18 protein-coding genes are annotated in these 19,423 nt (G+C 62.2%); 12 read left to right on the forward strand and 6 right to left on the reverse strand.

All coding sequences use genetic code 11. The annotated features are described in order from the left end of the window. Positions 1 to 8 precede the first annotated feature (8 nt). The 3 genes from H4V96_RS08385 to H4V96_RS08395 form a co-directional block, all read right to left on the reverse strand. Entirely contained in the window at positions 9 to 1,163 is a 1,155-nt protein-coding gene (locus tag H4V96_RS08385) for an acyl-CoA dehydrogenase family protein (protein ID WP_196856015.1), read from the reverse strand. 39 nt (positions 1,164 to 1,202) lie between these two features. Continuing rightward, a complete protein-coding gene (locus H4V96_RS08390) occupies positions 1,203 to 2,027 on the reverse strand; it encodes an IclR family transcriptional regulator (protein WP_196856014.1) in 825 nt (274 codons plus the stop codon). Between the two features lie 352 nt (positions 2,028 to 2,379). After that, the gene (locus tag H4V96_RS08395; protein WP_196856013.1) at positions 2,380 to 2,751 is read right to left on the reverse strand and encodes a flagellar basal body protein; all 372 of its coding nucleotides are present in this window, start codon (positions 2,749 to 2,751) and stop codon (positions 2,380 to 2,382) included. Between the two features lie 266 nt (positions 2,752 to 3,017). Here H4V96_RS08395 and H4V96_RS08400 point away from each other — a divergent pair, with 266 nt between their 5' ends. The 5 genes from H4V96_RS08400 to H4V96_RS08420 all read left to right on the forward strand — a co-directional run bounded on the left by H4V96_RS08400 (position 3,018) and on the right by H4V96_RS08420 (position 7,674). Beyond that, positions 3,018 to 4,544 carry an NYN domain-containing protein gene (locus tag H4V96_RS08400; protein ID WP_029496328.1) on the forward strand — a complete coding sequence of 509 codons (1,527 nt, stop codon included), beginning with the start codon at positions 3,018 to 3,020 and terminating at the stop codon, positions 4,542 to 4,544. Between the two features lie 135 nt (positions 4,545 to 4,679). Then, the gene (locus H4V96_RS08405; protein WP_010397187.1) at positions 4,680 to 5,297 is read left to right on the forward strand and encodes a hemolysin III family protein; all 618 of its coding nucleotides are present in this window, start codon (positions 4,680 to 4,682) and stop codon (positions 5,295 to 5,297) included. 104 nt (positions 5,298 to 5,401) lie between these two features. Beyond that, positions 5,402 to 6,283 carry a LysR family transcriptional regulator gene (locus H4V96_RS08410; RefSeq protein WP_196856012.1) on the forward strand — a complete coding sequence of 294 codons (882 nt, stop codon included), beginning with the start codon at positions 5,402 to 5,404 and terminating at the stop codon, positions 6,281 to 6,283. Positions 6,284 to 6,285: 2 nt separating this feature from the next. Next, positions 6,286 to 6,522: a hypothetical protein gene (locus H4V96_RS08415; RefSeq protein WP_196856011.1), complete on the forward strand. Its 237-nt coding sequence runs from the start codon at positions 6,286 to 6,288 to the stop codon at positions 6,520 to 6,522. Positions 6,523 to 6,621: 99 nt separating this feature from the next. Then, complete coding sequence (locus tag H4V96_RS08420) at positions 6,622 to 7,674, forward strand: hypothetical protein (protein ID WP_196856010.1); 1,053 nt, start codon at positions 6,622 to 6,624, stop codon at positions 7,672 to 7,674. A 60-nt stretch (positions 7,675 to 7,734) separates the two neighbouring features. On the opposite strand, the gene H4V96_RS08425 is transcribed toward H4V96_RS08420, so the two are convergent. Beyond that, positions 7,735 to 10,611, reverse strand: a complete 2,877-nt coding sequence (locus H4V96_RS08425) for an EAL domain-containing protein (RefSeq protein WP_196856009.1) — start codon at positions 10,609 to 10,611, stop codon at positions 7,735 to 7,737. 154 nt (positions 10,612 to 10,765) lie between these two features. Further along, positions 10,766 to 11,536, reverse strand: coding sequence for a transferase spermidine synthase (locus tag H4V96_RS08430; protein ID WP_196856008.1), 771 nt, complete (start codon positions 11,534 to 11,536; stop codon positions 10,766 to 10,768). A gap of 217 nt (positions 11,537 to 11,753) precedes the next feature. On the opposite strand from H4V96_RS08430, the gene H4V96_RS08435 reads away from it, so the two are divergent. Then, entirely contained in the window at positions 11,754 to 12,029 is a 276-nt protein-coding gene (locus H4V96_RS08435; RefSeq protein ID WP_196856007.1) for a hypothetical protein, read from the forward strand. 37 nt (positions 12,030 to 12,066) lie between these two features. Next, a complete protein-coding gene (locus H4V96_RS08440; RefSeq protein WP_196856006.1) occupies positions 12,067 to 13,218 on the forward strand; it encodes a GGDEF domain-containing protein in 1,152 nt (383 codons plus the stop codon). Between the two features lie 160 nt (positions 13,219 to 13,378). On the opposite strand, the gene H4V96_RS08445 is transcribed toward H4V96_RS08440, so the two are convergent. Continuing rightward, the gene (locus H4V96_RS08445; protein ID WP_280720858.1) at positions 13,379 to 13,621 is read right to left on the reverse strand and encodes a hypothetical protein; all 243 of its coding nucleotides are present in this window, start codon (positions 13,619 to 13,621) and stop codon (positions 13,379 to 13,381) included. Between the two features lie 310 nt (positions 13,622 to 13,931). Between H4V96_RS08445 and H4V96_RS08450 the strand changes: the two genes are divergently transcribed. From H4V96_RS08450 to H4V96_RS08470, 5 genes are all read left to right on the forward strand, one after another. Beyond that, on the forward strand, positions 13,932 to 15,014 hold the full coding sequence (locus tag H4V96_RS08450) for an ionic transporter y4hA (RefSeq protein WP_010397204.1): 1,083 nt from the start codon (positions 13,932 to 13,934) through the stop codon (positions 15,012 to 15,014). Between the two features lie 164 nt (positions 15,015 to 15,178). Further along, positions 15,179 to 16,636: a Ppx/GppA phosphatase family protein gene (locus H4V96_RS08455; RefSeq protein ID WP_010397206.1), complete on the forward strand. Its 1,458-nt coding sequence runs from the start codon at positions 15,179 to 15,181 to the stop codon at positions 16,634 to 16,636. 93 nt (positions 16,637 to 16,729) lie between these two features. Then, positions 16,730 to 17,383 (forward strand): hypothetical protein, encoded by a 654-nt coding sequence (locus H4V96_RS08460; protein ID WP_196856005.1) that lies wholly within the window; start codon positions 16,730 to 16,732, stop codon positions 17,381 to 17,383. Between the two features lie 81 nt (positions 17,384 to 17,464). Beyond that, positions 17,465 to 18,283, forward strand: a complete 819-nt coding sequence (gene fdhD / locus H4V96_RS08465) for a formate dehydrogenase accessory sulfurtransferase FdhD (protein WP_196856004.1) — start codon at positions 17,465 to 17,467, stop codon at positions 18,281 to 18,283. 203 nt (positions 18,284 to 18,486) lie between these two features. After that, entirely contained in the window at positions 18,487 to 19,248 is a 762-nt protein-coding gene (locus tag H4V96_RS08470; protein WP_010397212.1) for a GNAT family N-acyltransferase, read from the forward strand. Positions 19,249 to 19,423: the final 175 nt, after the last annotated feature.

Raw genomic sequence — 19,423 nt, forward strand, 5'->3', positions numbered from 1 at the left:
CGCCTGCTTCACTTTTGCGCTGCCTTGATCATGTTGCGGGCGATGACGATTTGCTGGATCTGCGTCGTGCCTTCGTAGATGCGAAACAGGCGCACGTCGCGGTAGAAGCGCTCGGCCGCATATTCGCTGATGTAGCCTGCGCCGCCGTGGATCTGCACGGAGCGGTCCGCCACGCGGCCGCACATTTCGGAGGCGAACAGCTTGCAGCACGACGCTTCTGTCGAAATGTCTTCTTGCCTGTCGCGCCGGCGCGCAGCGTCGAGCACCATGCTGCGCGCGGCGTAAATTTCTGCCTTGCTGTCGGCCAGCATGGCCTGGATCAGCTGAAATTGCGCGATAGGCTGACCGAACTGCTGGCGCTCCATGGCATACGCCAGCGCGTCAGCGAGCATGCGCTCGGCCGCGCCCACGCAGACGGCGGCGATGTGCAAACGGCCCTTGTCGAGTACCTTCATGGCCGTCTTGAAGCCCACGCCTTCCTTGCCGCCGATGATGTTTGCTGCCGGTACGCGGCAGTTTTCAAAGATCACGTCGCAGGTATGCGCGCCTTGCTGGCCCATTTTCTTGTCGATTTTGCCCAGGGAAAGACCCGGCGTATCCTTTTCCACGATGAAGGCGGAGATCGCCGAGGCGCCGCGCTTGATGGGGTCCGTGCGCGCCATCACCGTGAAGATGCTGGCCTCGGGCGCGTTGGTGATGTAGCGTTTGCTGCCGTTGAGAATATAAAAATCGCCATCGCGCACGGCACTCGTGCGCAGCGATGCCGCATCGGAGCCGGAATCGGCTTCCGTCAGGGCGAATGAACCGATGATCTCGCCGCTCGCCAGCTTCGGCAGGTAGTGCTGTTTCTGTGCCTGCGTGCCGTCGATGACGATGCCTTGCGAGCCGATGCCGTTGTTCGTGCCGATCAGCGAGCGGAAGGCGGGCGAAGTGCGGGCGATTTCAAAGGCGACCCGCACTTCCTCTTCCATGCTCAGCTCCAGGCCGCCATAGGCTTCCGGGATGGACAGGCCGAACAGGCCCAGTTCACGCATCTGCGCCACGATGGCGGGCGGTATCGTATCCGTTTCGGCCACCAGCGCCTCGTTCGGCACCAGCACTTCGCGCACGAAACGGGCGATGCTGTCGAGCAGAATGTTCAGAGTTTCTTCGTCGCGTATCATCGGGGTCCTCGGAGGCAATGTTGAGAGGGGGCGCGCAGTCTAACCGCGACCCAGATTTTTTTCCACTGTCTTGACCAAGGCAACCAGGCGCGGCCCCAGGTCAGATTCGAGTTTTTCACGCGATAGCAGGAAGGCGGGGCCGCCGCAATTGAAGGCCATCACCTGTTCGCCGTCAAGGCCCGGCATGGGCACGCCCACCGCATGCACGTCACTTTGCCATCCGCCGGCAGAGATGCAAAAGCCGCGCTCCTGGTAATCCTTGAAGCCTTGCTCGATGCCGGCCTTGATGCGCGGCCAGCGTTCTGTGTCGTGTACGCGTGCATGATCCATCAGATAGTCGCACTCGGCCTGCGGCAAGATGCACAGCAGGGCCTTGCCCATGGCCGTCGTCATCAAGGGAATGCGCGAACCGACGTCGAGGCGCAGGGTGACGTTGGCGCTGCTGCGACAGGTCTCCACGTAGACCATGCTGAGACGGTCGCGCGTGCCCAGCGACACGGAGGCCTGCGCATGTTCGGCCAGTTCTTCCATGTGCGGGCGTGCCATCTTGCGCACGTCCAGGTGCGACAGCATGCGGTAGCCGAGGGCCAGCACGCCGGCGCCCAGCTGGTACTTGCCCAAATTGTCCGAATAATTGAGGTAGCCCAGTTTGGTCAGGGTATAGCTGAGGCGCGAAATCGTCGGTTTCGGGATGCCCGTGCGCTTGGCCATGTCTGCGTTCGAGAGGAACACTTCGCCGGGGCAAAAGCAACGCAGCACTTCCAGGCCGCGCGCCAGCGCGTTGACGAACTGGCGGTCCTTGCCTTCCTCATCATCGCTGAAGACCATGATTTCCGGATCTGCTGCGACCTGACGATTTGTCATATGTGCATTCATTTTCTGCCTCCCCGAAGCGAGTTTGCCTAGCCGTAGCGTACAAGTCAACCGTTTTGTGAAACGTCCGTTCGCACAGCGAAATGCTGCGCTGCATGAAAAAGGCCTGAGATTGGGCTCGCGCGCGACTTTGCTGATGCCGCATCGGCGCGCATTTGTGCAGCAGTTGGCTCGGGGGAGCAATTGTTGCGCGAAGCCGTGCAGTGATGCGCGGCAGGCGAGGGCGTCCTTGCCCTGCAGGCGCGGGCTGGCGTTATGGATGTGCGCGGGGAAAACGCCGGTGTCGCCGACTGGCTGGCGCTGGAGAGGAGAAATTAAACTATTGTGTTGATAGTTGCGCGGTTCAGGTCTTGACGTCGATCAGGCTGCCCAAGGCCTGGTCGGCCGCCTTGACGACATTCGCCGACAGGTTGAAGCCAGCCTTGTAGACAAGGTTATCCGTCAGTTCGGATGCCAGGCCCACACCGTTAGGCTTGCTTTCAGCGGCCTTGGCCGCAGTTGCATTGGCGCCGCTGACGCTCTCGCTGGCGGCCAGTTTGCGCCCTTCGACGGAAAGGGTGACGCCGGTGCCGGCCGGGCTGGTTTCCTGGAAGTTGGCCGATTGTGGCTGGAAGCCCGGCGTATTCGCATTGGCGATATTATTGGCGGCCACGTCCAGCGCGCGCTGGTTGGCGGTCAGCCCCGAGGTACCGGTGGTGAGTGCGGATATGGACATGACGGCTCCTTCAGAATGCCGCTAGTTTACTCTTGTTCCACCTGTTACGCCCTGTTTCCCCGGTTTTCTGCTCAGTTTTCCTTGTCGGCCCCTGAAAGCGTCGCCGGCTTACGCGCCAGCACCAGTGCAAACGCCGCTGACCATGCGCAATAGGCGTACCGCGCACGATAGTTGTCGCCGAAACGGGCGATGGGCGAATATACTAGGCGAAAAGGGAGGCGTTGCGCCTTCCGTCAGCCCTTATTATCGAGCGAGAATTCACCCTTATGGCGTCATCCCCAGAAAACCTCAGCATGGCCGTGTTTTGCGACTTCGAGAACGTCGCGCTCGGCGTGCGAGATGCAAACTACGAAAAATTCGATATCAAGCCCATCCTCGAACGCTTGCTGCTCAAGGGCAGCATCGTGGTCAAGAAGGCCTATTGCGACTGGGACCGTTATAAAAGTTTCAAGGGCACCATGCATGAGGCGAACTTTGAGTTGATCGAAATTCCCCATGTGCGCCAGTCCGGCAAGAATTCTGCCGACATCCGCCTGGTGGTCGATGCCCTGGACCTGTGCTACACCAAGGCGCATGTGAATACCTTCGTCATCATCAGCGGCGATTCCGACTTTTCGCCGCTGGTGTCGAAGCTGCGCGAAAATGCCAAGCAGGTGATCGGCGTGGGCGTCAAGCAGTCAACCTCCGACCTGCTGGTAGCGAACTGCGATGAGTTCATTTTCTACGATGACCTGGTGCGCGAGAGCCGCCGCACTGCCGCCAAGCGCGATGCGCGCGAAAGCCCGGCTGCAGCCGTCAAGCGTTCGCCCGACGAAGAAGTACGCCGCAAGGAAAAATACGAGTCGCGCAAGACCGAAGCGATCGACATGGCCGTCGAAACCTTCGACGCGCTGGTGTCCGAGCGCGGCGACAGCGGCAAGATCTGGGCTTCGATGCTGAAAGAAGCAATCAAGCGCCGCAAACCGGACTTCAGCGAGTCTTACTATGGTTTCCGTACCTTCGGCAACTTGCTGGAAGAAGCGCAGACGCGCGGCTTGCTCGAATTTGGCCGCGACGAGAAATCGGGTGCCTATGTCTACCGCAGCAGCGCCCTGGTAGCCGCGCCGGCTGCCGCGAACACGCAGACAGTCAGCGAGTCCACTGCCAGTGGCGACACTGGCGTGACGGCGGAAGAGGGCAACCATCGCGAAGGCGGTAGCCGCCGCGATTCGCGCCGCAATAGCCGTGGTGGCCGCAAGCAGAATGAACATCGCCGCGGCGAAGCGCCACAGGCCTTCGTGCCGGTGGCCGAGGCCGAAGCGGCTGTCACCGAGCAGTTTGTGCCGGCATCACAGCCGAAAGTGCAGCCGGAAGCGTCGCAGGAAGCGCCGCAGGAAGTAGTCGAAGCGGTAACCGAGGTGGTGGCAGAAGAAGGCAGCGCCAAGCGCGGTTCGCGCCGTAATGGCCGTGGTGGCCGCAAGAATGGCGATGGCGCCCGCGAAGCGCGTGCCGAGGCAGTCGAGGTGGCAGCAGCGCCCGAGCCGGCGCCCGAGCCAGTAGCCGAGGTGGTCGTGGAAACGGTCGCCGAAACTGTTGCCGAAGCGAAGACCAAGGCCAAGCCGCGCACGCCGGCGCGCAAGGCGGCAGCATCGAAAAAGCCGGTCAAGAAGGCGCTTGACGCCGTACTTGAAGCGGCGCCTGTCGTCGAAATGGCGCCGCTGGAAGTGGCGCTCGTGGCGGAAGCCAAGCCGGCCAAGGCGCCGCGCAAGACCCCGGCACGCCGTCCCGCGCGCAAGAAGGCGGAAGCGGCTTGATAGGCTGAGCCGCAATAAACGGGGCGGCAACTGCATGCGCCCCGGTTTTTAGCGGTACTGCCTTGCGCAAACCGCGCACCGAGATCTCCCCAAGCGTGTACGATGAGCGTTTTTTAACGCAGCGGGCGGTCAAGCATGTACCACGGTGAGCGGTTCAATAGTATTTCCCATATGCTGGGCGCCGCGCTGGCGGCCATCGGCGGCGTCATCTTGGTCGCCGCCGCAGCTCGCGCGGGCGACCCCTGGAAAATCGTCAGCTGCAGCGTGTATGCGGCGATGCTGCTGACCCTGTACCTCACTTCCACCCTGTACCACAGCGTGCGCGGCAAGGCCAAGGCTGTGCTGCAGCGGCTCGACCATTGTGCCATCTACCTGCTCATCGCGGGAACCTATACGCCGTTCATGCTGGTGACCCTGCGCGGGCCATGGGGGTGGTCGCTGTTCGGCGTCGTCTGGGCGCTGGCGCTGTTTGGCATCGTGCAGGAATATGTGTACGCGAAAGGCGCGCGCATCCTGTCGCTGGTGATTTACGTGGCCATGGGCTGGCTGATCGTCATCGGCATCAAGCCGCTGCTGGCGGCGCTCGAGTGGAACGGTTTCCTGTGGCTGGTGGCCGGCGGGCTGTGCTATACGGGCGGTATCGTTTTCTATGCCACCGACCACAAGCTGCGCCATGGTCACGGCATCTGGCACCTATGCGTGCTGGCTGGCAGTAGCTGTCATTTTATCGCCATTTTGTTCTACGTTGCCTGATCTTGCCTATCGCCCTGATTGTTGCCGCGATTCTATTATAATGCCGGGATCTGTGAAATTCCGGCAATAATGTGGGCAATAATGTGGGCAATAAGAAGGCAGCAATGGATATCAATTCGGACGACCTGAAAATCTTCGTCGCCGTCATCGACAGCGGCACCCTGAGCGCGGCCGCCGTGCATCTGGGGCAAACCACCTCGGGCGTCAGCCGCGCGCTGTCGCGCCTGGAAGACAAGCTGGCTACCTCGCTGCTGACGCGCACCACGCGGCGCATGGAGCTGACGGAAGAGGGGCAGCTATTTCTGGACAAGGCGCGCGCCATCCTTGCCTCGATGGAAGACGTCGAGGAATCGATCCGCATCCGCCGCCAGAAGCCTGCTGGGCGCCTGTGCGTGGATGCCGCCTCGCCCTTCATGTTCCATTGCGTGGTGCCCCACGTGGCCGAGTTTCGCGCCATGTACCCGGAGATCCGTCTGGAGCTGAGCAGCAACGAGCAGATCGCCGACCTGCTCGCACAGCGCACCGATATCGCTATTCGCATCGGCGCGCCCGTCGATTCGAGCCTGCATGCGCGAGCGCTCAGTGCCAGTCCCCTGCACGTGCTGGCCACGCCCGCCTACCTTGCGCGCCACGGCGTACCAGGCACGCCGGAAGCGCTGTCCGGCCATGCCCTGCTGGGTTTTGCGCAAGATGAACGGGGCAATCACTGGCCGCTGCGCCACGCTGCCGGCAACAGCCTGCAGACCGTGCCTGCGCTGGCCGCGACCAGTGCAGAAACGCTGCGCCAGCTGGCGCTGCACGACCAGGGCATCGTCTGCTTGCCCGACTTCATGACGCAGGCTGACATCGCGGCCGGCCGCCTGGTCAAGGTGCTGCAGCCGTTTTACACCGGCTATCGCCAGCAGATCGACGCCGTGTATGAGCGCAATACGCAGCAGGCGCTGCGCATCCGCTGTTTCCTCGAATTCCTCCAGCAGAAGCTGTAGCCATGGACAGCGGCATGCAGTGTCCGACTTGCGGCCAATATGGCGACCTGCTGCACGCAACCATCCGCAAAACGGGGCAGCAGGTGATCGTCTGCTCGGAGTGCGACGCGCTGTGGGAGCAAGCAGAGGCGCAGACCGACGTTGCCAGTAAGCTCGATGTCGACGCGTTCCTGGCCGGCTGGGGTCCGCACGGAAGCTGGGAGGAACTTGAGGTCCTGGTGAGGCTGCCTGCGCTATAGCGTGCGGCGGCAGCTGCAGTGCGCTGCGTGAGAAAACGCGTATTTTCCATCAAATCTGGCATGTTAGCCTATGGCAATCAAAAACATTCCAAGGATGAAATGAAAAGGCTATTTTTCCTGATTGTCTTGCTGTGTGCGTCCAGTGCCGGCGCCGCTGAGATCAATTACGCCGGCAAGGCCGATTGTCGTGTTGCCGAGCATGCGCGGGTTGCCGGTCAAGCGGCGTACTGGAGTGGCGCCTGCAAGGACGGCTATGCCAGCGGACCCGGTGCCTTGCAATGGAGCAAGGACGGCAATGCAACGGAACGCTATGAAGGGGCGCTGAGCGAGGGCCAGCCGCAGGGTGAAGGTATCGCGCAGTGGGCGGATGGCAGCCTGCACCAAGGCAGCTATCGGAACGGCATGCTTGAAGGTCCTGGCCTGATCGTCTTTGCGGACAAGGCAAAGATGACGGCCACGTTCGAGCGCGATGCGCCAGCCGGTGCAGTGACGGTGATAGCGCGAAATGGCGACCGCTATGAGGGCGGCTGGCAGAATGGTCCGGAAGGCAGCGGCAGCATGACATTTGCGTTGGGCGGCGTCTATCGGGGCGCATGGCACGAAGGCAATCCTCTGGGGGGCGGCGAAATACTATACCCGAACGGACAAGTGCTGAAGGCACGCTTCAATGGCAGCTTTCAGCTGACGCAGCAGCCGGAGGCTTCTGCGACACCTAGGCTGTATGACATCAAGCAGAAAGACGCATATATCGGCTCGAATATTGCGCCCGTTGTCAGTAGCGGCCATGCCGTACCGCCGGAAAAATCGTATGCCGAATTGACACGCGAGCAGCAAATGCTCGTCAAACGCCGCTACCCCTTGTTGCAGGATGATGATGTGCCGGCCTATCCGGAAAAGGGCTTGTCGTTCGTGTCGCGCGCCATGCGCCATATGATTTCGTATGCGGGCATCACCGGTGTATTGCGCGCCAATGTCAGTGTCAACGAAAATGGCGTGCCACAGAGTGTCGTCGTGCTGGAAAGTCCCGACAGCGAGGCTGGCAAGCTGGCGGCGTCTGTCTTCATGCTCGCCAAATATTCGCCGGGCCGATGCGCGGGCCATCCCTGCGCGATGGTGGTGCCTTTCAGTTTCTCGCTGGAATTCAAGCAGTAGCGTCGCTGGCACGCCGCAACTGCTGCCATGCCTGTGAGTTTGCATGAGCGAGATGCCCGCTCAGGCGGCCACGTTGATGTCGCTGCGCAGCAGCAGTTCCACCTCGTGTGCGGGCAGCGGGTGGCTGAAATAATAGCCTTGCGCTTCATCGCAGCCGTGCTGGCGCAGGTAGTCCAGTTGTGCCGCCGTTTCCACGCCTTCGGCTACCACGCGCAGTTTCAAATTGTGCGCCAGGGCGATGATGGAGACGACGATGGCCGCATCGTCGGCATCGCGCGCCACGTCGCCGACGAAACTACGGTCGATCTTCAGCACGTCGATGGGGAAGGTGCGCAGGTAGGCGAAGCTCGAATAGCCGGTGCCGAAGTCGTCGATCGACAGTTGCACCCCCAGTGCCTTCATGTCGTGCAGCTGGCTGACCGCCAGCGCCACGTCGTGCATGAACAGGCTTTCCGTCAATTCCAGTTCCAGGCAGGCGGGCGGCAGGTCCGTTTCGAGCAGCACTTCGGCGATCGAGGCGACCAGGTTCGGTTCATTGAACTGGCGCGCCGACAGGTTCACGGCCAGGCGCAGCTTGTCCAGCCCCGCCGCATGCCAGCTTTTCACCTGCGCGCACGCCTGGCGCATGACCCAGGCACCGATCGGCACGATCAGGCCCGTATCTTCTGCCAGCGCGATGAAGCGCTGCGGCGCCACCATGCCCAGCTCCGGGTGCTGCCAGCGCAGCAGCGCTTCCACGCCGACGATGCGCCCGCTGGCCAGGTCCACCTGCGGCTGGTAATGCAGCACGAACTGCTCGCGCTCGAGCGCGTTGCGTAGCGCCGTCTCGATGCGCAGGCGCTCCAGCGTGGCCTGGTTCATGGCTGTGGTATAGAACTTGATGTTGTTGCGGCCCTGTTTCTTGGCGCAGTACATGGCGATGTCGGCTTGCTCGATCAGGTTCTGCGTCTCGCCATGCAAGGTCACGTCGCCGGGAGCGTCGTAGCGCGACATGTCGTAGACGGCCACGCCGATGCTGCAAGTGACGAAAAATTCTTTGCCGTCGAGCAATACCGGCTGGGCCACGGCATGCATCAGGCGCTGCACGATGGCGTCGCTGAGCACTTCGTCGGCCTGTTCACTGAGGATGGCGACGAATTCATCGCCCGACAGACGCGCCACCATATCACTTTCGCGCAGGCTGGTCTGCAGGCGTGCGGCGATGGTTTTCAGGAGCAGGTCGCCGGCCTTGTGGCCCAGGCTGTCATTCACAAATTTAAAACGGTCGAGATCGATCAGCAGCACCCACAGCGCGCGGTTCTTGCGCCGCGACAGGGCCATCGCCTGCGCCAGGCGGTCGCGCAGCAGGGCACGGTTAGGCAGGCCAGTCAGCACGTCGTGGTGGGCGATGTGCTGGATTTTTTGCTCGACTAGCTTGCGTTCCGTGATTTCGGACCCCGTGCCCCGGTAACCGCGAAATTCGCCCAGCTCGTTGAACAGCGGTTCGCCATTGACGCTGAACCAGCGCAGCTGGCCATTGCGGTCTTTCATTGCATATTCGAGGTTGGAGAAGGCCAGGTGCGATTCCAGATAGGCGATATGCTGCTTGCCCCAGCGCGAATTGCGCATCTCCGGGTTGTTGTCCCAGCGCGTCATGCCGATGAAGCGTTCCAGCGGCATGTTCGACTTGTCCGAGAAACCGCTGGTGATGTGGGTGAAGCAGAAGTTGGCATCCTGTTCCCAGTACCAGTCCGAGGACAGTGCCAGCAGCCGGCGGAAGCGCTTTTCGCTTTCCCGCAAGGCGCGCTCCGTTTGCTTGCGCGCCCGCACGTCGGCGCTGAGCAGCTCATTGCTGCGCTTGAGGTCGGTCGTGCGCTGTTCCACCAGCAGTTGCACGCGGCGCGAGCGCTGCGTCAGCGATTGCACGAACGCTGCCGTCAGCACGCTGAACAGCAAGCCCGTGATCAGGGTGAGCAGGGAGCCCAGGTGGTCGGCCAGGAAGGGGCGTGGATGGGCCTCCACGCGCACATGCCAGGAGCGACCGGCGCAAGCAAAGCTTCGCTCATAATGACTGTGATAGGGAAATTGCAGCCAGCGCGGCAGCGACTGCCAAGTTCCGGACGTTGCATCGGCGGGCGCCTGACCATGGCCGAAGATTAATTGGCGCGGGTCTGCGCTAGCGTCGGCATAGACGCTCAGTGCGAGCTGCGGCTCGCCCAGCAAGTCGGCTCCGGCGAGGATTTTCTGTACCAGTTCGTCTGCGCGCACGACGACGGCCGTATCGCCGATCAGCGCCGCGCGCCGCTGCTGCAGCGTCTGCAGGGGCGCGCCGTGGCGGTACACGGGACGCAGGATGAGGAAGCCCCGTTGCGGCCCCTGCGCCAGAGTCAGCAGGCCGCTGGCGGTGGTCTGGCCGCTGATGATGGCCTGCTCCAACGCTTGCGCCAGCAAGCTGTTCTGGCTGACGTCCAGGCCAAAGGCGGCGCGGTTGCTGTGCAAGGGGACGAGGTAGTCCACCACCAGGTAGCTGGCGCGTGTCGTGACGGGCACGACGATGCCATCGCGCATTTCCGTCATGGCATAATCGGGCACAATCTGGCGCAGCTCGGCCTCGAAGGCGGCGCGCTGTGCGTGCGGCAAGAAGCGGTGGAAATTGAAGGCCTGAATGAAAGGATGGCGCTGTAGCAGCGGCGTGGCGAAGTCTTGGAATTGCGCGCGCGTGACCAGTGGCACTGCGGCAAACAGCTGGTTCGTCGTGGTCAGCAGCTCGACCGCGTCGTCGAGTCCCTGCTCGATGGCGGCCACGCGCGCGCCGGCGCGTTGCTGCAGGCTCAGGCTCATTTTGTCGTATTCGAGTTCGCTGATGGCGGCGAACAGCGCTGCGGTGATGCTGATGCCGCAGGCAAAGGTCAGCGCTGCAGCGGCAGAAATCCTCAATGGCAGGCGGCCACGCAGCATGGTTTTTCCTATCTCACTTCATGGACACTTCGATGGTGTGGCGCCTGCCGGCCCCGCGCAGGCCGTAGTCTGTCATAAACTACATGCATGATACTGATTTTGCACCAAATTGCTGTGAATTAGCAACAGCATCGACGCTGCTGGAAGGCCGCTGTCAGTCGCCGCCCGCGCCCGACTGCCTGCGCACACGCCACAATTGCCATGCGGGCAGCAAGCGGTTCAGGAAAGCCAGGCCGCACACCCGCCGCCAGCGCACCAAGCGCACCATGCGCAAGGCACGGTCCGCCCCGAGCTGGTCGGGCCTGGCGGCGAAGATAATGCGATTATTGCCGGCGATGCCGTCGAAGTGGCACACGGCGCCGCGGAAGGTGAGGTTCAGGCGTGCGAGCATGGCGCGGTAGTGCTCGTCATAGCTGAACAGGTTAGCCACCAGCACCCCGCCGGGCAGCAGGGCGCGCAGGCAGTCCGCATAGAAGCGTGCGCTGCCGAGTGCGGGCGGCAGGCCCGTTTCGTCGTAGCCATCGAGCAGCAGTACGTCGGCGCAGCCTGGATGCTTGGCGATATAGTTGACGGCGTCCGTTTCGATGATGCGCAGGCGTGCATCGTCGGGCGGCAGCATGAACTGCTCGCGCAGGGCGATCACGTCGGCGCGCAATTCCAGCACCGTGATGCGCGCCTCGGGCAGGTAGCGGTGGCAGAACTTCAGCAGCGAGCCGCCGCCCAGTCCCACCATCACAATGTGCCTGGGACGCGGCACGAACAGGGTGAAGCACATCATGGCGCGCGCATAGCGCAGCAGCAGGTGGTCGGGGCGCGACAGCAGCATTTCGCTTTGGATCATGCCGGGCTGGAATTCCAGGCGGCGCCGGTCACCGCAGGTATGCACCTGAGGCGCGCTTACGGCAGGTAATTTGCTATGCGACATAGGACGGGTTCGCTGAGTGGGCTGGGGGAGATGCTTTGTTGCATTCAGAGAAATCTGATAAGCTCCCCATGAGCATACCCGATTAATTCGCACCGAGCGTCCGTAGACGGCATAGGCGAGCTTGCCGCCTGCCGTCCGACTCGCCTTCAGGCGCAGCGCAAGGCGCTCTACGGCACGCGGCGGTTCGGCCGCGCAGTCGGGCACCATGGAGACAAGCATGTTTTTAGACCACCCCATCATTACCGCGACGAACAGTTTGACCGAGCCTGACCGCATCGAGCGGCTGACGCGCGTGTATGGTTACGCGGCGGCGCTGGCCGACGTGGCCGCCAATGTCGGATTGATTGAAAAAGTGGCGCAGATCCACGATCACAAGGGCACCCTCATCGTGTTCTGGCACGAGGCGCCCAACGACATGGAAAAGCAGTATTTCGTGCAGGCGTGGTCCAGCAAGGTCGGCGACGGCAGCACGAATGTCGAACACGAAATCTGAGCTGGCGCGCTGCGCCTGCGCATCGATAGCGTAGCCCATGGATATCAAGACCCTGGTACTGGCCCTGGCGCTGGGCAATCTCAGCCTGTGCGCGGCCCTGTTCTTCTTTGAATACGAGCGCAAGAAGTCGCTCAGCATGTCCACCTGGGCGGTGGCCAAGCAATGCCAGGCCGTAGCCTGGTGTTTGCTGTATTTCCGCGGCGTGCTGCCCGATGTGCTGTCCATCTTGCTGGGCAACAGCCTGCTGTTTGCCGGCATGGCGCTCGACGCGGGCGCGCTGTGGCAGGCGGCCGGACGCAGTGGCTGGCGCCGCACCATGCTGCCGGCACTGGGCCTGTCGCTAGCGCTGTTTGCCGCCGGCTACCTGTTTGACGTCGCGCCGCTGTTGCGCAGCGCCGGCGGCTCGCTGATCGTGGCGGGCTTTTTCCTCTCTGGCGTGGCCGCGCTGAGCCTCCAATGGCGCGAGGCGAGCATGCTGCGCCGCTTCCTCGTTGTCAGCATGGGCCTGCTGTCGCTGCTGATCGCCGCGCGCGGCATGCTCGCCGCTGCCGTGCCGGATGTCGACGCCGAGTTGCTGCAACTGGCCGGTTTCGGCGCCCTGTACCTGATGATGCTGACGAATGCCTTCGGCTATCTGTTGCTGTCGCGTGAAAAACTGGGCGGCGAACTGGCGCGCCTGGAAGTGCTCGACGCGGCCACGGGCGTGCCGAACCGGCGCGGCTTTTACCAGGCGCTGGCGCCGTGGATGGCGCTGGCGCGCCGGCCAGGCTTGCCGACGGCGCTGGTGGTGCTCAATATCGACCATTTCAAGCGCGTCAACGACAGCTACGGCCATCCGGTCGGCGACGCGGTGCTGAAAGCGATCGTCGATATTTGTCGCCAGCAACTGCGCGACAGTGACTTGATGGGTCGCCTGGGTGGCGCCGAATTTGCTATCCAGCTGCCGCGCACGACCCTGGTCGATGCGCTGATGGTGGCCGAGCGCATCCGCGCTGCCATCGAAGCGCTGCCCGTCAAGACGGAGCGTGCCGTGCTGCAGCTGACAGCCAGCCTGGGCGTGACGACCATCCGCGCCGAGGACAGCAGCGTCAGCCTGTTCAAGCGCGCCGACGAGGCGCTGCAAGCGGCCAAGCAGGCGGGCCGCAACGCGGTGGTCGAGGCGCAGGGTAGCAGCACGCTGGACGTGTAGCGCGGCTATTTTCTGGGCGACCCCAGCCAGCTGGGCTCCTTGCCGCATTCCTTGCTCAAGAACAAGGCGTCGAGGCCGGGATCGCAGCGCCTGTCTGGTGCCTTCATCGGTGTCACGCGAAACCATGCGCTTCTGGGTAAGATTTTTTCCTCGCGTGGCGTCACCGGCGGTGCGGGCGGCAGGCTGTCTTGCCACCTTGACTCGTTGGCCGGCTCAGGCGGGTTGGCCCAGTCTGCACAAGCTCCATCAGCTCCATCAGCTCTATCAGCTCCACAGCGTGCGCCTGTGCTTCGCCAGCGTCCTCGGGGGGCGACTGCGTGCCTGCCTGTGCGCCAGCGCACAGGATGCTGCTGGCGAAGAAAAATAATGCGCTGCGTATAGCTGCGCTGCTTGCTCGATTCATGGCCTGTCCTTGTTTATTCCGGTTCATGCCTTGTCTTTGCTCATTGCCGCGAGAGCGTGCCCTGCAATAGCATCGCTTGTGCAAGCAAAAAGACAAGCAAATTACACGCTTATGTTACCAAAGGTACTATAGTTATGGCTAGCGGGTAGCTGCACTGCAGCACGGTGAGCGAGGCGCAAGGCGTGGGCACCGGGAGGTAGGCATTGCCTAACTGTTATTTAAGCCAAGCAAGTTATGCTACGCCATGCGCGCCAGGGTCTCTCTGCTCGTCCGCACTGCAGTTCCCTTTTTTACTCTTGCCAGGCCTATCATGAAAATGCTCAAATCCCTGCCTGTATGGCCGCTTGCCGCGCCCCTTGTCGGCTGGCTCTTACTGTTCGGTGCCACCTTCAATGTCGCTGGCGCTTACCAGATCTTGCTGGTCGCTGGCCTGATCGGCAGCGTGCTGGCCGCCGTCTACCACGCAGAAGTGGTGGCGCACCGCATCGGCGAACCCTATGGCACGCTGGTGCTGGCGCTCGCCGTGACCTTGATCGAGGTGGCGCTGATCGTCTCGCTGATGCTGGCCGGCGGGCCGGAAACGACGGGACTGGCACGCGACACGGTGTTTGCCGCCATCATGATCATTTTGAACGGCATCGTCGGCATTTGCCTGCTGCTGGGTGCTGGACGCCACCGCGAGCAGAGCTTCGGCCTGCTTGGCGTGAGCGCGTCGCTGGCCACCTTGGCCGCCATCGCTATCCTGACGCTGGTGCTGCCCAATTACACCTCCAGCGCCGCCGGCCCGTACTATAACTCCAGCCAGCTCATTTTTATCGCCGTCATCTCGCTGGTTTTGTACGGCACGTTCGTGCTGGTGCAAACGGTGCGCCACCGCGATTACTTCCTGCCCGAGGAAGCGGTCGGCGATGAAGAGGTGCATGCGGCACCGCCCACGCCCACTGTCGCCTGGGTCAGCGCCGGCGCGCTGCTGGTATGCCTGGGCGCCGTGGTATTGCTGGCCAAGTCGCTGGCACCCGCGCTGGAGACGGCCATTGCCGCCATGGGCGCGCCCAAGACCCTGGTCGGCATCGTCATCGCCGCCATCGTGCTGTTGCCCGAAGGCCTGGCCGCGGTGCGCGCGGCGCGCGCCAACCGTTTGCAAACGAGCTTGAACCTGGCGCTCGGCTCCGCCCTGGCCAGCATCGGCCTGACGATTCCCGCCGTGGTCGTGGTGTCGCTGGCCACGGGCCTGACGATCACCCTGGGACTCGATATCAAATCGACGGTGCTGTTGCTGTTGTCGCTGATGGTGGCCACCCTGTCCCTGGGCACGGGGCGCACCACCGTGATGCAGGGCACGGTGCACCTGGTGATTTTTGCCGTGTATCTATTTACCACTATCGTGCCATAAGTACCGCAGTGGGCCGCTGTTTTGTCACCATCCTGTCACGCCGCTGTCATACGATGGGGGTAGTGTGGTAGGATTTTTAAATCGTTTAAATGATTTATATAGTTTAGCAACTGAGTTTGCCAACTTTTTCAGTTGGCACGGCAATGACAAGACAAGAGGCAAGTATGTATGCAGCGGTGGACCTGGGGTCCAACAGTTTTCGTTTACACGTCGGCAAGCATGATGGCGACACCATACGCGTGGTCAAGAGCGTGCGCGACCCGATACGCCTGGCCGCCGGCCTGGACGCCAATGGCGACTTGACCGAGACCGCCATGCAGGGCGCGCTGGCCTGCTTGCAGCGCTTTCGCGCCATCCTCGCCGGCTATGAACTCGATGCCGTGCGCGTGGTGGCCACCTCGGCCATGCGCGTGGCGCGCAACGGTGCGGTCTTCCTGCCACTGGCCGAGCAAGCCATCGGCTACCCGATCGAGATTATTTCTGGCGAGGAAGAGGGGCGCTTGATCTACATGGGCGTGGCCAATGCGCTGGCCATTCCTGGCGAACGCCGGCTAGTGATGGATATCGGCGGCGGCTCGACCGAACTGATACTCGGGCGTGGCAACGATATCGAGCGCGTCGAATCGTTCAGCCTGGGTACTGTCAAGCAAAGCCTGTCGTTCTTCATTGGCGGGCGCATCGACGCGCCCTCGTTCGAGGCGGCCATCCTGTCTGCGCGCAGCCATTTCGAGGATGCCGCTCCGCCGTATCATCCGCAGCACTGGAAGACGGCCTATGGTTCTTCTGGCACCATCCGCACCATCGCCGACATTATCGCCCGCAATAAACTGGGCGATGGCTTGCTGTCCGGCGCCAGCCTCGATGCGCTGGTGCGCCGCTTCATCGAAATCGGCCATACCAGCCGCATTGACATGCCTGGCTTGCGCCCCGATCGCGCCAGCACCATCGTCGGTGGCCTGGCCATCTTGATCGGCTTGTTCCGCGAACTGGCCATTCCCGTCATGACGCCGATCGAGGCGGGTCTGCGCATGGGCGTGATGTGGGACCTGTACCTGCGCTCGACCAAGCGCGACCGCCGGGAACAGTCGGTGCAGTCCTGCATGGAGAAATTTCATATCGATCAGCAGCGCGCCGGCCGCGTCGCCGAGCAGGCGCTGGCCATGTATGCGCAGCTCAAGCCCACCTCCGAGGCCCTGGTGAAATGCCTGCGCTGGAGCAGTCTGCTGCACGAAGTGGGCCTGGCCGTGTCGCAGACGGGCTACCACAAGCACGCATCCTATATCGTGGAAAACGCGGACTTGCCCGGTTTTACCACGCGCGAACAGAAGACCATGAGCCGCTTGATCCTGGCGCAGAAGGGCAATTTGCGCAAGATCGGCGAAGTGTTGTCCGACCCTGATTTCGCCAAGGCCGTGCTGGCGCTGCGTCTGTCGATTCTGCTGATGCATGCGCGTATCGAAGCCGATTTTAGCGAACTGCGCCTGCGTATGAAAAGCCGAATCGAGCTTGACATCAAGCGCGACTGGGTAGCGCACCATCCCACCGTGTCGTTCTGGATTGAAAAGGAACAGGAATTCTGGGATGAAGTCGGGGTCGATTTTACCATCCGCGCCAGCACCTAGGCAGCGATGCCATAGGCATGGCTTGATGTTTGGCAAGCAAGATTTTAAAAAAAAGTATATATTGTTTATATTATTTATTAGATTGGAAAAACCATGACGAAAACTGTTCCAGTGCAAAAAACCGACAGCGCGCCCGTATCGATGTTCCCCACCAGCGCCTCGATCAATGCGGCAGCAGCCAAGGCCGCACCGGCTGCCAAGCCTGCCGCGAAACCGCTAGCCAAGCCGGTGGCAAAAGCTGCCGCCAAGCCAGTAGTCGCCAAGCCCGCCGCAGCCAAGCCTGCCGTTGCCAAGGCCTCCGTCGTCAAGCCAGTGGCCAAGGCGGTTGTTGCCAAGCCGGTCGCCAAGCCGGTCGCCAAAGCCGCTGCCAAGCCTGCCACCAAGCCTGCCACCAAGCCTGCCACCAAGGCGGCGGCCAAACCGGTCACCAAGGCTGTCGCCAAGCCGGCAGTGCAAGCCGCTGTCAAGCCGGCGGCCGCGAAAAAAGCACCGCTTGCCAAGGTCGTCGCCGTGAAGGAAAAGGCCCGCAAGCCGAAACTGGTGCGCGATAGCTTTACCATGCCGGAAGCGGAATACGAAGTGTTGGGTCAGGTTAAGAAAGTTTGCCTGAAGGCTGGTTTCGAGATCAAGAAAAGCGAATTGCTGCGCATCGGCGTTGCCCTGATCAGCCAGATCGACCTGGCGACCCTGCAAAGCGTGCTGGCCAGTTTGCCGCAGCTGAAAACGGGCCGTCCAAAGAAGGATTGATGACGCGCGCGGAGGGCTTCGCGCCCCCGCTTGCCGATTCTGGTTTACCATGAGGGCTGTGATAGTTCCCCCATGGTTGCCATGTCAGAAGAAACCAGTAGTGAACGCGCCGGCTTCGTCGAGCGCGTTATCGTCCGCCACCGCGCGGGCCAGTCCACCGATGCCATCGACCATGTCGCCGAGGAAATTCCCGTCGCGCTGGTCTTCAATGGCATATCTCATGTTGTCATGATGGCTACGCCGCGCGACCTCGAAGCGTTCGCGTACGGCTTCGCGCTGACCGAAGGCGTGGTCGCTTCTGCCAGTGCCATCTTCGACTGCGAAGTGTTCCTGCGCCCTGATTCCGCCGAAGTGGCGCTGACCATTGCACAGGAAGATTTCGTGCGCCTGAAAGACAGGCGCCGCGCGCTGACGGGCCGCAGCGGCTGCGGCGTGTGTGGCATCGACAGCATCGACATGCTCGACTTGCAGCCCGAAGCGCTGCCGCCGGCGCTGATCGAGGTCAACCTGCCCGCCGCGTTGGCGCGCGCATCGAATGGCTTGCGCGAGCACCAGGTACTGATGTTGGCCACCGGCGGCGTGCATGCGGCCGCGTGGTGCACGCCGGATGGCGATATCGTGCACCTGTTCGAGGATATCGGCAGGCATAACGGCCTCGATAAACTGATAGGCCATCTGGCATTGAGCGGCACCGATATGCGGCGCGGCTTCGTTTTCCTGTCGAGTCGCGGCAGTTATGAGCTGGCGCGCAAAGCGGCGCGCATGCAGATCCCTTTGCTGGCGACCATTTCCGCGCCCAGTTCGCTGGCTATTTCCATTGCCACGCAGGCGCGCATGAAGCTCGTTGGCTTCTGTCGCCAGGATGCTTTCGTCGACTACACCCCCGGTATCACGCTGTAAGTTCACTACGCTGGCTTCCCGTGCAGGGCGTAATGTGCGGGGCTTTCCTTGCGTTCAGCATGGCTTCCTGCGCGGCGACTGTGGTAATGATGCACGCTTCCCGCATGGCATTTACTTGCGTCATAGAAATGACATTTGGCTGTCATTTTCCTGACATATTAAGCAAGTACGCTGGAGTTGTCTTGTTCACAGGGGATGAAACCATGCAAAATATTAGCGCGTCAAAGGAAGCCAAGGCCCGGCCTGTCCAACTGGTGCTAAGCCAAGCCACAACAGCGGCGGAATTGCGTGAAGTACAGCGTTTGCGTTACAAGGTGTTTATCGAGACGATGGGCTTGACGTCGCTGGCCAATGCCGATGGCCTCGATAGCGATGAATTCGATGCGCATTGCGATCATCTGATCGTGCGCGATGCCGATACCCTGAAAGTGGTGGGAACCTATCGCGTGCTGAGCGCGGCCAAGGCGGCCAAGATCGGCCGGCTGTATTCGGAAAACGAGTTCGACCTGAGTCGCCTGAAGAATCTGCGCGGCCGCATGGTCGAGGCAGGCCGCGCCTGCATCCATCCCAAGTACCGGGGCGGCAGTGTCATCATGCTGCTGTGGTCGGGCCTGGCCGAGTATATGCGCCGCGAGCGCTGCGACTACCTCGTCGGTTGCGCCAGCATCAGCCTGGCTGACGGTGGGCATAACGCCGTTGCCGTGTACCAGGCGCTGGCCGAAAAACACATGGCCCCAAGCGAATACCGCGTCACGCCACACCTGCCTTTCCCTATCCATCAGGTGGAAGCGGCGCACAAGCCGCAGGTGCCGCCGCTGATCAAGGGTTATTTGCGTTCGGGTGCCTGGATTTGCGGCGAACCGGCGTGGGATCCTGATTTCGAAAGCGCCGACATGTTCATGATGATGCCGCTGGCGAACCTGGACGAGCGCTATGCGCGCCATTACGGCGTGGTGCCTGGCTGATACTCGACAGTGAGGCCTGCAGTGGCTGGTCAGCGCCTGCACGGCGCTGCGCCAGCTGGTGTCCGTACTGTAGGGTAGCGGCAGTTCGCGCAGTCAGCGCGGCGCGCGCGTGAGCGTCGGGCGCTGCACTGGCGGTGCGGGAGCGGTGCTCGCTATGCGGCGCAGATCACTGCTG

This window comes from Janthinobacterium sp. CG_23.4 (assembly GCF_029892305.1).
Lineage (GTDB): Bacteria > Pseudomonadota > Gammaproteobacteria > Burkholderiales > Burkholderiaceae_D > Janthinobacterium > Janthinobacterium lividum_D.

Coding starts and splice junctions, on each gene's coding strand:
- H4V96_RS08385 (WP_196856015.1), bottom strand. CDS start 1,163: ATGATACGCGACGAAGAAACTCTGAACATTCTGCTCGACAGCATCGCC.
- H4V96_RS08390 (WP_196856014.1), bottom strand. CDS start 2,027: ATGACAAATCGTCAGGTCGCAGCAGATCCGGAAATCATGGTCTTCAGC.
- H4V96_RS08395 (WP_196856013.1), bottom strand. CDS start 2,751: ATGTCCATATCCGCACTCACCACCGGTACCTCGGGGCTGACCGCCAAC.
- H4V96_RS08400 (WP_029496328.1), top strand. CDS start 3,018: ATGGCGTCATCCCCAGAAAACCTCAGCATGGCCGTGTTTTGCGACTTC.
- H4V96_RS08405 (WP_010397187.1), top strand. CDS start 4,680: ATGTACCACGGTGAGCGGTTCAATAGTATTTCCCATATGCTGGGCGCC.
- H4V96_RS08410 (WP_196856012.1), top strand. CDS start 5,402: ATGGATATCAATTCGGACGACCTGAAAATCTTCGTCGCCGTCATCGAC.
- H4V96_RS08415 (WP_196856011.1), top strand. CDS start 6,286: ATGGACAGCGGCATGCAGTGTCCGACTTGCGGCCAATATGGCGACCTG.
- H4V96_RS08420 (WP_196856010.1), top strand. CDS start 6,622: ATGAAAAGGCTATTTTTCCTGATTGTCTTGCTGTGTGCGTCCAGTGCC.
- H4V96_RS08425 (WP_196856009.1), bottom strand. CDS start 10,611: ATGCTGCGTGGCCGCCTGCCATTGAGGATTTCTGCCGCTGCAGCGCTG.
- H4V96_RS08430 (WP_196856008.1), bottom strand. CDS start 11,536: ATGTCGCATAGCAAATTACCTGCCGTAAGCGCGCCTCAGGTGCATACC.
- H4V96_RS08435 (WP_196856007.1), top strand. CDS start 11,754: ATGTTTTTAGACCACCCCATCATTACCGCGACGAACAGTTTGACCGAG.
- H4V96_RS08440 (WP_196856006.1), top strand. CDS start 12,067: ATGGATATCAAGACCCTGGTACTGGCCCTGGCGCTGGGCAATCTCAGC.
- H4V96_RS08445 (WP_280720858.1), bottom strand. CDS start 13,621: ATGAATCGAGCAAGCAGCGCAGCTATACGCAGCGCATTATTTTTCTTC.
- H4V96_RS08450 (WP_010397204.1), top strand. CDS start 13,932: ATGAAAATGCTCAAATCCCTGCCTGTATGGCCGCTTGCCGCGCCCCTT.
- H4V96_RS08455 (WP_010397206.1), top strand. CDS start 15,179: ATGTATGCAGCGGTGGACCTGGGGTCCAACAGTTTTCGTTTACACGTC.
- H4V96_RS08460 (WP_196856005.1), top strand. CDS start 16,730: ATGACGAAAACTGTTCCAGTGCAAAAAACCGACAGCGCGCCCGTATCG.
- fdhD (WP_196856004.1), top strand. CDS start 17,465: ATGTCAGAAGAAACCAGTAGTGAACGCGCCGGCTTCGTCGAGCGCGTT.
- H4V96_RS08470 (WP_010397212.1), top strand. CDS start 18,487: ATGCAAAATATTAGCGCGTCAAAGGAAGCCAAGGCCCGGCCTGTCCAA.